Raw genomic sequence first — 14,583 nt, 5'->3', positions numbered from 1 at the left:
GTGTTCAGCGCGAAGATGCGGGACAGCCTGCGATGTCCCGAGCCTCAGCGGGTTGAGGTGCTTCGGGATTGGTCGCATCCATGACAGCGAGACGGCAAGACATCTTTTCTCCCCAAACGAACTCGACCGTATAGGCACGGTTCTCTGCAGGAGTGAAGCTCACGGTCACCGGACCGCAACTGCCAGCGCGGTAGGCCACGTTCGCTCCGCCTGTGCTCCAGTTGCCTATGCCCCGCACCTGGATGGGCTGCCCCGGTGTCGCGTCATGCGCAAGGTAGGGGCTGGCGCGCGTGCCAACGCGTGTCGCGCGTGCGATCCATGGGTAGACGATGCCGCTGCCCGTATAGGCAGCGGCGCCCAGATGTTGAAAGTCTTTGCACGGCGCTTCGGCGATGCTGACGGCGAACTGGGCATTGGACGTCGTGCCTGCAGCGCCGAAGGTGCGCATAACCAGCTTGGCGGTGCCTGGCTCGATCTCCTTCAATTCGTTGTAGCCGGTGTCGGCACGCAAGTCTGCCGCTGCAGCTTCGGGGTTGATCTGCGAGTATGTGCAACCGGTCATTGCGATCGTGGCAGAACCTAGCGCCACTACGAAATAACAAGCCCGCTTTGTCGATTTCTTCATGTACTCCCTCTAATGGCAACCGCTCTCGCGCGGGCGCATTCCTTGACTCGCGACAGACGCACATCAAGTTAATTAATCTTCTAAGAACCACGCACCTAGCGTCAGATCGATCTGCGATTTTGCCTTAAATGCCTCAAGATCTATAGGCAATACCGCATGCGCCAATTCATCCAAGTCCTGGCTTTGACGAGCGATCTCGGTTGCAACAAATAAACTCGAATCAACCGCCTCATCACCGGCACTTCCAACCGGAAGTCGCAACACCGAATAAGCCAGCGAATCCAAGATATTCATAGAGAATTCAGCAATTACCTTGCAAGACAAAGGATAGTTAACCAAATTTATTTCAGTGATGGCATCCAATGCATAAACAAAGTTGGCCGCCGCATCCTCCGCATCAAATGTCGCCTCGATAAGGGGAACTCGCTCGAGTGGCACTCTTTGCTGCCAAAGAGCATCTAAGTACTCACGTGCGCGATCAGAGTCTTCAGGGCGCACCACTGTTGTCGATTTGTCATAAGCAAATTTTTGTCGCTCGGCGCATAGCAGGCAAAACACCCGTGCCTGCTCAAATGAAAGCTTGGATGCTCTCTCCTGTACATGCGCTAGGTGCTTCAACATCTTTCTCACTTACCACCTCGCATTTGTTCTATTGCGGCCGGGATAACAGGAAGGGTAATCACGGGGTTAATGGACACACCAATTGTAGTCCCCGCACCTGGCAATTTTGTCGTCAAATCCAAAGGCCGTCCAATAACGCCTCCATTGGCCGCTGCGGTGCCAGTAAGATTGATCACGTTCGCCAGCGCTTGACGAGCAGCGCAGCTATCGCAAGCATAGTGACTGGTAACTTGAATTGCGCCTGCCGGATTTTCAGCTGCATTTATGCCGCGGGCCTCTGAATGATGTCCCGCCTCTCCATCAGCATTTGCAGATTTTCCTCCGGCAACAAATTTGACATTGCCTTCCCCAAAAATCTGATTTGCGAGCTCCCGCTGCGCTGGCGTGGGCATACCCCCGACACGACTTAGAATCAAAGTTCCATCTCTCTCCATCGTCAAGGTTGATGGATTTTGGCGACGCGCGATGCCTTCTGGCAATGCCCCTTGAATTTGGTCAATTGCTGCCTGCCGCTCCGCCGTTGTCCACTCCGAAAATGGGCGCTGGTTTGTAGGCGTTGAGTCTTTTTCATAGCGACCATTGATCAGCAAACTCATTGTGATTTGCTGTCCTTGACGTGAATCCGCCGCAGTTTTGAAATTCTCAGGAATTGCACCCGATTGCTTGGCCCATGCCGCAGCTGTTCGTGTTGCGGCATCAGCGACCGCTCTGTCGGCGGCACTTGCCTGTGGCATAGCAGCGAGCAGGTCGGAGTACATCATCAATTGGCCGAGCACGCTGACTTGCTCGGTCTTTGACAAATTGGAAAAGGTCGGACTACTTGTAGCGTTGGCGAATGCATATGTCAATGCATTCAGATTCGGGCTTGTGCCTTGCATCTTTCCGGCATTGCCATAAAGAGTCGCCAATTGCCCTAAGTATTGAGAATTTATCGCTGGATCGTAATATTCCGCAGTCCCCGAGTAATCCATTCGTGGGCCGCCGGAATTCTGGATCACCGCAAGAATATTTCTTGCACCAGCATCCTCCGAATAGCGATCGGCAAAGGTCGAGTCATTCAGGCGCAACGCCTCCTGAGTTAGCCTAGACTCCCATTGCTCAGCGGTCAGCCCCTCAGTGCCTGCAAGTGATCGAGCACGACTTCGAATCGCATCTCCCTGTGTCGGGTGCAGCTGTCGATTATTGATATCGATGCTGTAGGCACTCGCTGCGCCTGGTGCTCCACCGACCAAGCCTCCAATCGCTGCAGCGGTCGCCGCCCCAACAGCCTGCGCCACCGGCGCTGGAAGATCCAGGTCGGCAATAGCTTGCCCCACCCTCGGCATCAGGGTTGCGCTGGCACCAGCCCCCAGCGCCCCAGCAACGCCACCGCCCAAGGCACCTGCCGCCGTATGTGCAGCCACTCGGTATTCCCCACCTTCGTCCCACTTCGCGGCCTCGGCCTTATCTCCACGCGCCAAGGCAGCATCTCGCTGCTTGTCCGAATAGGTTCCGATCTCGCGCGCCGCGTTCTGATTGAACTGCTGGGTGATCTGAGCCTGTGCCTGGACGTTCTTGACGATGGCCTGGGTGTTCCAGTCCTTGATCAACGTGCCGGCGCTGCTGTTGTCCCCCGTTCGCACACTCTGATCGCCCGCAATGCCCGAGATGCCGGATTTCGTGACGCTGGCTTGGTTGTTGCCGCTGTAACTACCCACGCCCGCAGCCCCGCTGGGGCGATTGCTCGGCCCAGTCCACGATGCCGTCATGTCCCTGGCAGGCGCCGTCTCCGTGGCGGCGGTCGGCGCCGTGGTGTAGCCCACACTCAGTCCTCCACTGACCGAGTAGCTGCTGCCGCTTGACTGGCTCACGTTCTGCAAGTCAGTCATGGTGAGCGCACCACCCGTGCTGAAGTTGTTCTTCTTGCCGTCGATCGCTGCCTGCGTGCTCTCAATCACCGCACCCTTCAGGTCAGTGTTGCCCGCGACCTTCACATCAAAGCCGCCATCTCTGGCTTTGATACCCGATTGCACGGCCGGGCTGACGAAGATACCCTCAGCTTTCGCGCCTGCCGCGCTGCCGCTGACGGAGGCCACCGCGCCGTAGCAGATCGGCGGAATGCACAAACTCACTCCAAAGCCGCCGCTGGACTGCCGGCTCTGACCCACGCTCACATCCTGCAAGGTGGTGATCTTCAGGTCACCTCCGACATCCGCCGTCACGCGGTTGCCTTCGATCGTCGCCCCGTCGAGCGTGAGGTTGCGACCTGTGGAGACGTTCACCGCCTTGCCACCGGAAACCTGGGTGGAGTTGTACGTGGTGTCGTTCTGATTGTTGCTGCCCTTGCCGCTCTGCACGCCCAACTGGATGCTGAAGCCGTTTTGAGCACCTGCACCGAAAGTCACGCCCACATTGGCGCCACGGCTGGAGTTCTGGCCTACCGTCACGCTCGTGTTCTTGCTGGCCTCCAAGGTAATGTCATTGTCCGCCACCATGTTGACGGTATTGCCAGCAGCGATAGTGGAGCCCACGGCGCGAATATTCGAATCCTTGTCGCCGCCCGTGGCCACGATGTTGACGTTGTTCGCACCTACAACGCTGGAACCTACCGCCTCACTGGTGTTGGTGAAGCTTGTGCTCTGGCTGCTGTTGCGACTCACGTTGACGCTGACGCCATAGCTCAGCGGACCTGTCCCGCCAATTGCTTGCACGGCGTCATAGGCCTGCTTGCCGCTCATAGCCAGATTGATGGCACCAAGGGCCTGCATGCGGCCGTCGCCGCCGATGTCGCCCATGGCCTTGATCGTGCTGGATCCCCCCTTGAGAGTGTCGGTGCCCACCCCCATGAAGTTCGCGCTGCCGCCTACGATGGTGCTGGAACTCTTGTCGAGAGTGATCGACTGCGTGGTGTTGTACGCCTCGTTGATCACGACGTTCTTGGCTAGGATGTTGACATCGCCCCCCACCAGCGGGCCGGCCTGCCCTGCAGCCAAGACGCTGCTGGCCGTCTGGCGGTACTCATTGCCAGCCACCAGAGTCACATTGCCTTGGAGGCTGGCGACTTGGCTGGCCTGCTGTGTCGTACTGATTTCGGCATTGGCCTGCGAGCCCTTGACGTTGCCGATCGCGGGGTTGTACCACTGGCCGATCATCCCTGACTTGCTGTTGGCGTCGTAACTGCTCGAAATCCGCTGGTTCTGAGCGCTCTCCACGGTCAGGTTCCGTCCAGCCACCATCGTGATGTCTTTGTCCACCACGACGGTCGCCGCCTGCAGCGTCGTGTCTCGTCCGCTCACCGTTTGCAGGCTTCCAGCCGAAATGGTGGTGCCTATAGCCTGGGTTGAGATACTTGCATCGGCATGATTGGAAGATTTCTTGTTGCCCGCGATCGCGACTGCTGTGACGTCGCCCATGAACGTTGCGGCGGCTAGGCCCATGCCAAATGCAGTGCCGCTGGTCTTGCTTTGCGCTGCATGCAATTCCAGGTCGGTCTGATTGGCAGTCGTGAGGTTGATATCACGGCCTGCAGACAGGCTCATCGCATCGTCCGCATGGAGTTGTGCCGCCTGCAGCTTGATGTCGTTGCCGGCCACCAGCATGACACTGCTGCCGCTCAGGCTGCTAGAAAGCACCTCGGTGGTGGCACTAGTGTCCATGGTGCTAGAACTGCTCTTCTTGAAGAGGCTCTTGGAGGACTTCTGAGTGGCCGATGCGGTATTTGTCGTTGCTTGCCCCGAAGTGACGTTGATATCGTTGGTGGCGGTGACAACCAATCCACCATTCACACTTTGCACAGCACCCGCTCGCACGTTGACATCGTTGCCAGCGGCCAAGCGCACGTTGTCCTGCCCCTGTATGACGGAGCCTACTTCGCGACTTTCCGAAGAAATCCCCGCTGCACCTGGTGCGCTGAATACAAGCGTATGGCCTTCGGTGACGGTGCCGAGATTGATATCGTGTCCGGCACCAACGCCCAATGAGCCGGCACTGATCATGGCGGCCCCCACCAGATTTACATCATGGCCTGCGGACGCGAGCAAGATGCCCCCCGGATTGGTGACATAGACTCCTGCTACACGATCGATGGCTGTGCTTGCGCCAAGGGATCGCGTCGTGGTCTGCACGTTGATATCTCCGCCTGCTGTCAGTACAGCAGTTTTTCTGGCGGTGATCGCAGAACCGATATTGTTGATGTTGGTGCGCGCGTCGATATCCACGCTGCCTCCCGCAATTCGGCCCCCATCAAGGTTGTTGACGTTATCGGCAGTGATCGACACCAGTGAGCGGCCGGCGATGGTGCCTTTATTCGTTACATCGCCCGAACTCTTGATTTTTACTGCGTCCGCGCTTAACAGCGCCCCCGATCCGTCAATGTCGCCTGGCTGCACCCGCACATAGACCTGCGGCACAAGCACCCTCTGCGCGGAGCCATCGGGTAAGGTGACGGTTTGCTCGACCAACCAGACGATGTCGCTCGTGAGCTGGGCCATCTGAGCGGCAGTCAACGCCACGCCCGGACGAAGCCCGTACTGTTTCGCAAAGGTCACGCCGGCATTCATCAACGCCGCATACTGGTCCTCGTCGTTGTTAAAGCCGCCCAAATATCGATACCCAGTCAGGCGAGCAACCTGCTCGCGGATAAGTTGCTGCTCGTAGAAGCCATCGCCCAGACGCTTTAGGATGTTGTTCGGGTCGAGTCCAAAGCTGTTGAGCAGATAGTCGCTGCTGAGCCAATTGCGGTAGTTCGCAAACCTTGGGTCCGTCTCGATCAAGTAGTTGCCGCCCGCCTGCGTACGAAACAGGCTAGCCTGAGGCACGTTCAGATTTGGTGTACTGGTGCGCACCACCGCAGGTACAGTTTGGGTGCTGCCGGTACTGGCTCCCCCGGATGCGCTAGCCCCAGAGCCACCCGCACTTACTACCGTCCCCACATCGGCGGCCACCTCCACGATGACTCCCGCGCCAGGACCGCCGCTTGCGCCACCAGCCCCGCCACCGGCCGCACTGCCAGACCCTTTGACGGCGCTGCCGGCGTTGTAGCCCGTGGTCGCATTGAGGTTCTGCTGGTACTTGTAGGCGCCCAATGCGATGCTCTGCGGGGCGGCCACAATGGGAATATTGACGGCCTGCACCTGGCCCTTGTTGTCGATCACGCTCGCCAGACCCGACACGTTCACCGAACCGGTGAGCTGGCTGGACTGGTAGTCGTTGGCAGTGATGGTCCCGCCCGCAAGCACTTGGCTGTCCTGGTTGTACAGGCGACCATTGACCGTCATGTTGCCGCCTGCGATCAGATGCGCGGGATCGGCGTTGACGGCCGTGTCAGTGACAGTGGTGATGTTGTTGGTCCAGACGCCATATCCCCCCATGCCTACCAACTCGCCCGTGTCCTTTCGGTAGACGAACCCGTTGGCAGGATCGAGGTTGACCTCGTCCATCGTGTACTGCGTAGTCCGCCCCACACCACTGCCCATCGGCGTGACGGGTGCTATACCGACCGCGACGCTCGAGACCGAGGTGGGCGTGCCCAACTGGATGTGCACATCGCGGTTGTTGACGTTGGCCATCGAGATGGACATGTTGCCCAGCGACTGGATGTCTGCGCTCAGGTTGTCGAGCGTGCCGCCCTGGCCCGTGGCCTTGCGGTTCGCATCGAGAGCCCCACCGATGGCCATGTTGTTGCTGCTGAAGATCAAGGCATGCTCACGGTTCGTGAGATTGCCCGCGCCGATATCGAGGTCGCCGCGCGAGGCAATAGTCGCGGCCGTTGTCGTGCCCCCGGCGATCTCGACCTCATTCACCAGCGTACCGGCGCTGATCGAAATGGCGTTGCCATAGATGCGCCCTGTTCCGATGTTATTCAGCGTTCCCGCGTTGACCTGCGTGCTGCCTTGGCTGTCGATCAATCCTCTGTTGTTGAGGGTGCCCACGTTGACGACGGTGTTCGTGCCCGACATCTCGCCCGTGGCGGTGTTGTCGATCACATTTCCGTTGACCGCGAGCGTCTGACCTGCGAGCAGCTTGGCATTGTTGGTCAGGTGGCCGGTGGTGCCATAGCTGAGATTGCCGCTCACGCTGATATCGCGGTTGTTGACGATGTCCTGCGTGAGCGCGACGGATAAGTCCTTGCCAGTCGCGAAGCTCCCGTCGTTGCTGAATTTGGCGGCGTCGATCTGGAGACTGTTCGTCGCCGTCAAGGTGCCGCTGCTGTTGACCAGGTTGAGCGTCTTTGCACCCGGATTCCCTGCGTTCGGATCGACGATCTTGAGGGTATCGCCCGCAGACAGCAGACCACCCGTGGAGTTGTCCACGGTGCCGCCGCTGGTCAGCGTGAGATTCTGTGCGGCGCGAATAGCTCCGGTCTTGTTCCCCAGGCCAGCGGCATTGATCTTAACGTTCGTGCCCTCGATGCCCTGGTTCGTGCCGCTGGTGTTGGCGTTGTCGACACTCGCTGCATTCAGCGTAGTGGTATCGCTGGAGCGCAGCAGGCCGCCAACGTTCTTGACTGCACCAGCATTGACCGTCAGGGTCCCGACCGCCTGAGTCTCACCACCGCTGTTCTCGAAGCTCGCACCGTTGGTGTTGATCGTGACCGCTGCCTGTCCGATGAGCTTTCCGCCGACGGTGTTGGAAAAGCCCTGCGAACCTTGTGTCGTGGCAGTAAGAGCTCCCTTGGCACCGATAAAGCCTGAGTTGTTGTTCACGGAACCTGCTCTGAGCGTCAGAGTGTCAGCGCTCGTGATACCGCCCTGGCCATTCGTGTAGCCGGCTGCGTTGGTGTTGGTGAGCGCCAGGCCGTTGGTGTCGATGGTCATCGCCCCGCCCGATTGGACAAGACCGGTGTCGTTGTTGAGCGCTCCAGACTTGATATCGACGGTGGTGGTCGCAGCGATGGTTCCCTTGGCGCTGTTGTCCAACGCTCCCCCGTGAGCGTCGATGCTCAGGCTGTTGCCGAAGATCTTGCCGCCCGCGCTGCTCAAGCCACCGTTGCTCAGCGTGGTCGAGCCGCCAGCCTGCAAAGTGCCGCCGGTGTTGGTGGTGGTGCCTGCGGTCGTGACTTTTAGGTCGCCGCTGACGGCTGCCGTCGTACCTGCACTATTGTCCAGGCTGGCTGCTGTCAGCGTCGTGTTGCCATTGGCCGCAAGCGTGCCGCCCACATTCGTCGCGACACCCGAGACAGTTGCATCCAGGTTGCCGACAGCGGTCAGACTGCCAGTGTCGTTCTTGAGGCTCCCGGCCGAGACACTCGTATTCGCGCCTGAGGAAATCTTGCCTGCCGCGGAGTTGTCGAGCTGACCGACAACGGTGAGGTTCAGGTCTGACGTTCCTGCTGCCTGCAGCTTGCCGCCCTGGTTGGTCATCGATCCTGCGTTGGCGACGATCGCGCCATTGCTTGCGATGGTTCCCGCGTTGTTGGAAAGAGAGCCGCCAACGTTGAGCGTCGTGGTGCCTGTGCCCGCCTGCACGATGCTGCCGCCGCTCTGGTTACTCAGCGAGCCGGCTGTGATATCGATCTGCTTCGCGTAGGCGGTGCCCGCATCCTGGTTGAAGGCGCCGGTCAGGCTGACGTTCAATGCGCCGTTACCTGTGATCGCGCCACTTGCTCCGTTGAAGCTGCCTCCCGCGATGGTCAGCGTACCGGTGCCGGCATGGTCGATCTTGCCGGCCGTGTTCGTGATGGACGCTGCCTGAAGCTTCAGGTCCTGGCCATTGGTCGCGATATGCGAATTCGAGTTGTCGATGCTGCCGCTGACGGCAAGAACGGTCGCACCAGTGCCCGTCTGGACGATCTGGCCGCTGTTGGTGTTGGCGATGTTCGAGGCGTTGATCTGCAACTGGGCGGCATTGAGCTGGCCCGCGTTGTTCACCAATGCCTGAGCAGGCTGCGCGTTGGCCGTGATGGCGAGCGTGCCCGGCGTTGCGACGGTGGCACCGCTGGTGGTTACGTTGCCTTGGTCAGCCGTGACTGCGATATTGGCGGCGCCAGTCTGGCTACCGGAGAGGTCGACAGAAGCGCCCTTGAACGTGGCGTTGCCACCTGCGATGTTGGTGCCCGTGGAAGTCAGCGCCTGGCTGGCCGCAACGGTCATATCGCCCGTGCTCTGCAGATTGCCGCCGCTGCCATCGAGGCTGCCAGTCTGGACCGAGAGATTCGCGCCGCTGGCAATGTGCCCCGCGGTGTTCAAGAGTTGCTGGCCAATGGCGAGCTGAACACTGCTGCCTGCCGATGAGATGTTGCCATGGCTGTTGTTCAGGGACTGGGCAGCGACATTGAGATTCTGGTTCGAGGCCAGCGTGCCAGAGGTGTTCTGAACTGCGCCGGCAAAGCTCGCAGTCAGCGCACCGGTAGCCGAGATGGTGCCGCGCGTGTTGTCGCCATTGCCCCCCACCGTCAGATTGACATCGGAAGCGCTCGTGAGCGTGCCATCTACGTTGAGCAGATCACCAGTGGTGGTGATGCTCAGACTGCCCGCATTGAGCTTGCCACCCGTGTTGTCGAAGGAGCCGACGTTCGCACCGAAGCTCTGGCTGACATTGAGCGTGCCGCCCGCATTGCTGAAACTCGGGCCTGCAACGGCCATCGTCGCGACATTGAGCGAACCGCCTGCGTTGTTGATCTGCGGCGTGTTGAGCGTGATGAGACCACCCGCGTAGATCTTGCCGCCATCATTGGAGATGGTCCCGCCAGCGGTGATGGCGCCCGGTGCGGGCGGGGTGTAGGTGGTTGGCGTGGATGTACCGCTAGAACCCGTGTCGCTGCCTCCCGTGGTCGATGGCGTGGTCGTACCGCCGCTGGTCGGACTCGTTGTTCCGCCGCCATTCGAACCTCCGCTGCTCGTACCACCGCTGCTTGCACTGACGCTCACGGGCTCGGCACCAATCACACCGCCATTGGTATTACTCAAGACCGGCGAGGCAATGGTCAGGCCTGCCGAACTGGCTTGGCGGATCGTGCCGCCGCGGTTGGAGATATCACCGGGCGTGGTCAGTTCGACGCGCTGGCCTTCCAGCGTGCCGGTGTTCTCAAGACGGCCTGACGCCGTGACGACAAGACCGCCAGCACCAGCACCGATGCTGCCCGCATTGCGCACGCCGAGGCCGGCTTCGCTCCCGATCAGGACGATCTTGTTGGCGTACATGCCGCCCAGTGCGGCCACGTCCAGAGCAAAGGTGGGGGTGGAGCCTGTGCCGGCAGTCGGAGTGATTTGCGTGTGATCGGCGCTGATCTGATTTGCGCCAGTCACAACCTTGAGCTCGCTCGCCCAGATGCTCGCATTGGCCTGCACGGCGCGCGCGAGAATGGCCGCGTAGTCGGTCTTGCTGGCATCGAGGCCGGCCCCTTCGATGGTGATGGTTCCACCACGAACGAGGAAGCTGTCGAGGCCGCCGATCGCATTGAACTGCGGCGTGCCGGTGGTAAGTGTCGCCCGTGAAGCGTTGATGAAACCGCCTCCGTCCACGCTGATCCCTGCCGGATTGGCGATCACCACTTCCGCGCGCTGGCCGCCGACCTCGATGTAGCCACGAAGCTGGCTGGGAGAGCCGCCGTTGACTTCGTTGAGGATGATGCGCGCAGGACCCGTTGCGAGGTTGGGGTTGCCCTGGACAAAGCCGCCGAGCTGCGTCTGTACCGCGGTTCTGCTGTTGTTCAGGATTGCACCGTTGGTCCCGACGTTGAAGGCGTTGTAGACGTTGCGCGAGACACCTGCTGCGCTCGGGGTCTGCACGTTGATGAGCGGGACGCCGTTGGGTGCGACCAAGACAGTGGGACGAAGATTGCCGGGAACATTCGGGGCGCCGACGATCTGGGCGTATGCGGATGTCGTCAGCATGGCCGCCAACGCAGCCCCAATCAGCACGGGGGCGAGGGCCGCGGCGCTGGCCGGCGCGCTTCCAGATGCTTTCGTCGCCTTGTTCGCCCCTTTGCCCGTGCTCGTGGCAGTTTCCTGAACCACCATCCGCATGCTTCTGGCGGCATTGAAGACGACACGATGAAACTGGCGATTCATGCCCTGACTCCCTGAAATTTTTGAGTGCTTTTGGCGCTTTTGTATCAAAAAGCGTCAATTTCGATTATCGGGTGCGAAAGACCTAAAAGAAGGGCTGCCGCATGTCAACCTGCGGATAAGGTCACGAATAAGACATCGGCAAATCTCAAGAATTCTTTAAATTTAATTCTTAGGTATTCATGTTTGCAGGCGGCAAATGTGCAGGCATCTGCAGCAGCCGACTTCGTGGCCCTGATGCCCTGTCTCTTTTGACAGATGCGGGCGCTCCGGAAGGCGTCCGAAGATCACGCTCGAACGATCTCGACTCAACCGGCGGACCTGGGAGCACAGAAATGCCGACTGTGAAACTTGAGGGCTTCATCGAACTGGACGGCTACTTCGTCGCACTCTGTGCAGCCCAGCAGAGAGATGGCTGGTGGTCGTGGGTGCAGTTCGAGCAGGATTTGGAATTCGGGGATGGCTTTACGAAGATCCCAGCTTTTCGTCATCGCGTTCCGGGTGTGTTCGCGACCAAAGCACGCTCACTCAAGGCGGCGCTTGAATACGCCTTTCAACTCGTCGAAAAGGGTGCTGTCGAGGTATGGATGCACTGATCGGCAGGAAGTGCTTGCGAGGGACTGCGCAGTACGTGCGTGAGACTCGCCACGGACCTCTGCGCCCATGGACATTCGGAGGTCGTCAATCAAGGCGGACACAATCGGCGAAATGAGCACCTCGAATCGACCTTATCTATCCTTCTTCGTGATCGAGCACGCAGAGCATGGTTCAGCTGCGCTCGAGGAACAACACCGTGGAGGCCAGCACTACAGGTTCCTGAAGGTGACGGGACACTGGTCAGCCAAAGGCACGCGGGCGGTCCCCTTGTTGGCATGGACGGATCGCCAGGAAGTGGAGGCAGCCGCAGCCATCGCCAGCAAAGCGCGAGATCGAGTGTTCAAGGTGTCGTCACTGGGCGGGGACAGCTTGGTCGCGGAGCAGTTCGCGGCTTTCAGTGAGCGTCATGCCGAGGCGCTGCTTGGCTATCTTCCCTACGCCACGGCAGCAGCCAGGAAACTGGAGGAATTGCGCGTGAGAACCATCGACTGTGCCGGTGCGGTGTTGCGCGTACATCGCGCTGCAGATGCGGAAAGAATGCAGGTACTCAAAGACGAGGGCCGGCTACTCCAACAAGCCCACCGCCTCACGGTCTTTTCCGCGGCACAGTTTCTGACTGGCAAGAAGGCCGATGAAATCCTCGCACTGCTGAAGACGGGTGAACTCGACTCTGAAGAGAAGCTTTCGATCGAAGAGCTGCGCGCAGCCGTGCAGCTCGCCAACAACTACGAGCGAACTGGCAAGCTGCTCGTGCGTCTCTACCCTTGATAAGCCTGATAGATCTTGCTAAATGACCGATAGCCAACCAGCGGGGCGACTGCTTGGTGCAACCTTACCGCGAACGGCTCGACAATGGCCCATGATGGGAAGCGCTTGTAACCCGTTCGGATGTACCGCAAACCCTGAAAGTCGTTGAGCGCAAGCAACAAGATCATCGCGCGTAAATCATCAGCGCGCATCCGAAAAACGTCCCGCAATCCGAGTTCTTTAGCCTTTCGATAGCAAGCTCGGATGTCGTGCCCAAGTTCGCGCGAGCGAAGAGCCCTTGGTTCAACGCCTTTGTACCGAAGAAATGCTTTGAGCGTCAATTCAATGCCATGCATCGCGAGAAAATACGCTGGCACAGGTGAGACATGCTCGAAGCCCTTTCGCTGGCCATGTCGCTCATCAACCAGCAACGCTGCATCGATATATTCATAGGCGAATCGTGCCAACCCCATCGCGGTGGTGCGATACCCATCCTCATCATCCGGGGTAGTAGGCAGCAAGATGCTGTTCATGGCGCAGTGATCAGTGAGATGTGCGGGGACTTCCAGTGTAGGCTCAACGCGGAAAGAGCACTATGCAGGCACGCTCCGACGGCAGACAACCAACAGCAGGACTTTCGCGATATTGGGAAACCGCCAGTCGTCCCGTTCGCGCGTGGCGCTACGCGGCCGGGATGCCAACGCCCCTGCGCTGCAGCAGCTCTTGCTGGATCTGCATGATGGTGAGCTTCTTCTTGCCGGCGTCCGTCTTCACGTAGCCCTCCTCCGATCCGGTCGCGTAGAGATAGGTCCCCTGGACCGCCGGCACCTTCACTTCCGCCACGTACAACGGTGATGGACCATCGCTCGCCACCGGATGGAATTTGATACTCAGGGTGGTCAGCGCAAGGGGCGGTTTGATGTTGCCGACCCGTCCGACTACAACTCGACGAATCTCATCGCATTGCGCGTCGGTCAGTGGCACGCCCACCACGGTGCGAGCATCGGTGACTCCCCAGAGAATGCTTCCCGTCTGCTCGACGCCAGCATTCAGGAAAGCGACCACGTATTGGTCGGCAACCTGGCCAATCGACCCGACGGGGTTTTGGCCTTTCACTTCCTTGAGCTCGCAAGCCCGGCTTTCCTGTGTTGGAAACGTCTCGCCTAGCTTGAATGTTTTCATGCGCTCCCTCGAACGCTTCCGAGTCTGCAGGCGAAGCGACGTGAACGACGCGGTCTTCGCGTAGTACGCCATGGCCCGCAACGGGGACGCATGCCGCGGTAGCCGGATCAGTTCTTTGCCGAACGATTGCCCGGCATAGGAAGAAGTCACCACGATCACTTGCGAGGTACGACCAATCAGCTGAAGCAAGTCCGCACAGAACCGGGCAGCGCGCGAGTCCAACTGACCGATGATTCCGTCTACCAGGAGCGGGAGGGGTGCCGCAGGGACCCTCGCCATGAATTCACGAACGACACCGCTCATGATCCCCACGCTTGCGGAGTGGGCGCCAGACTCAAGCCAGCCGCTGCGGTGCATTTCATCCCAAAACTCATTTCGCAAAATCTCCGGTGGTGCGGTGCTCTCAAATGCTGCGATATCGCGTTTCGTGAATGGTCCATTTCCGATGCGCTCATCAAGAAGCAGCCTAGGTCCAGACTTTCGCCGCACAGCCGCCAACAACTCCTGACTCATGGAAGTGCTGTTGTGGATGAACTCGCATCGCGCCAGCCCGCCGGCATCGGCCGTCACGCACAGCGATGCGACCTCCTCGGTCCCGCCGTCGCCAAAGCACCAGGGCAACCCTTGCGGGTCCTTCGCCCTTGGGATCCATGGTCACGGCCCGTTTTCCTATGATTGCAGCCAGCGCCGCGCCGACCGTTGACTCTTGCCGGACGCGTTGGCCCCCGAAATGACGGAAACGCCCGAAGGCGGGAACTCGACGGCGATGTTTCGGAACGAGCCGAAGTTCGAGAGGGCAAGGCGGATGAAGTGCACGGTGGCTGC

Annotated in this window: 8 protein-coding genes; 2 read left to right on the top strand and 6 right to left on the bottom strand. The window is 59.8% G+C overall.

From position 1 onward, the window contains the following. Positions 1-4 precede the first annotated feature (4 nt). The 3 genes from EJP69_RS14235 to EJP69_RS14225 form a co-directional block, all read right to left on the bottom strand. The gene (locus EJP69_RS14235) at positions 5-625 is read right to left on the bottom strand and encodes a hypothetical protein (RefSeq protein WP_126470756.1); all 621 of its coding nucleotides are present in this window, start codon (positions 623-625) and stop codon (positions 5-7) included. Between the two features lie 72 nt (positions 626-697). Continuing rightward, on the bottom strand, positions 698-1,246 hold the full coding sequence (locus EJP69_RS14230; RefSeq protein WP_126470754.1) for a hypothetical protein: 549 nt from the start codon (positions 1,244-1,246) through the stop codon (positions 698-700). 5 nt (positions 1,247-1,251) lie between these two features. Next, positions 1,252-11,235: a two-partner secretion domain-containing protein gene (locus EJP69_RS14225; RefSeq protein ID WP_126470752.1), complete on the bottom strand. Its 9,984-nt coding sequence runs from the start codon at positions 11,233-11,235 to the stop codon at positions 1,252-1,254. Between the two features lie 332 nt (positions 11,236-11,567). Between EJP69_RS14225 and EJP69_RS14220 the strand changes: the two genes are divergently transcribed. Both EJP69_RS14220 and EJP69_RS14215 read left to right on the top strand, forming a co-directional pair. After that, positions 11,568-11,828: a hypothetical protein gene (locus EJP69_RS14220; protein ID WP_126470750.1), complete on the top strand. Its 261-nt coding sequence runs from the start codon at positions 11,568-11,570 to the stop codon at positions 11,826-11,828. 112 nt (positions 11,829-11,940) lie between these two features. Then, the gene (locus tag EJP69_RS14215) at positions 11,941-12,597 is read left to right on the top strand and encodes a hypothetical protein (protein WP_126470748.1); all 657 of its coding nucleotides are present in this window, start codon (positions 11,941-11,943) and stop codon (positions 12,595-12,597) included. Here EJP69_RS14215 and EJP69_RS14210 read toward each other — a convergent pair. The 3 genes from EJP69_RS14210 to EJP69_RS30055 all read right to left on the bottom strand — a co-directional run bounded on the left by EJP69_RS14210 (position 12,588) and on the right by EJP69_RS30055 (position 14,574). Next, on the bottom strand, positions 12,588-13,109 hold the full coding sequence (locus EJP69_RS14210) for a hypothetical protein (RefSeq protein WP_126470746.1): 522 nt from the start codon (positions 13,107-13,109) through the stop codon (positions 12,588-12,590). The two genes, EJP69_RS14215 and EJP69_RS14210, sit on opposite strands and share 10 nt — an antisense overlap. Positions 13,110-13,257: 148 nt before the next feature. Continuing rightward, positions 13,258-14,379, bottom strand: a complete 1,122-nt coding sequence (locus EJP69_RS14205) for an ATP-binding protein (RefSeq protein ID WP_170217107.1) — start codon at positions 14,377-14,379, stop codon at positions 13,258-13,260. A 48-nt stretch (positions 14,380-14,427) separates the two neighbouring features. Further along, positions 14,428-14,574 carry an ATP-binding protein gene (locus tag EJP69_RS30055; RefSeq protein WP_206169320.1) on the bottom strand — a complete coding sequence of 49 codons (147 nt, stop codon included), beginning with the start codon at positions 14,572-14,574 and terminating at the stop codon, positions 14,428-14,430. Between the last annotated feature and the right edge of the window lie 9 nt (positions 14,575-14,583).

The sequence above is a fragment of the Variovorax gossypii genome, from assembly GCF_003965815.1.
GTDB classification, from domain to species: Bacteria; Pseudomonadota; Gammaproteobacteria; order Burkholderiales; family Burkholderiaceae_C; genus Variovorax; species Variovorax gossypii.
This window is presented reverse-complemented; position numbering and strand designations above follow the sequence as displayed.

What these genes read in the sequence shown, in the direction of transcription:
- EJP69_RS14235 (WP_126470756.1), bottom strand. Translation starts at nt 625, where the DNA reads ATGAAGAAATCGACAAAGCGGGCTTGTTATTTCGTAGTGGCGCTAGGT.
- EJP69_RS14230 (WP_126470754.1), bottom strand. Translation starts at nt 1,246, where the DNA reads ATGTTGAAGCACCTAGCGCATGTACAGGAGAGAGCATCCAAGCTTTCA.
- EJP69_RS14225 (WP_126470752.1), bottom strand. Translation starts at nt 11,235, where the DNA reads ATGAATCGCCAGTTTCATCGTGTCGTCTTCAATGCCGCCAGAAGCATG.
- EJP69_RS14220 (WP_126470750.1), top strand. Translation starts at nt 11,568, where the DNA reads ATGCCGACTGTGAAACTTGAGGGCTTCATCGAACTGGACGGCTACTTC.
- EJP69_RS14215 (WP_126470748.1), top strand. Translation starts at nt 11,941, where the DNA reads ATGAGCACCTCGAATCGACCTTATCTATCCTTCTTCGTGATCGAGCAC.
- EJP69_RS14210 (WP_126470746.1), bottom strand. Translation starts at nt 13,109, where the DNA reads ATGAACAGCATCTTGCTGCCTACTACCCCGGATGATGAGGATGGGTAT.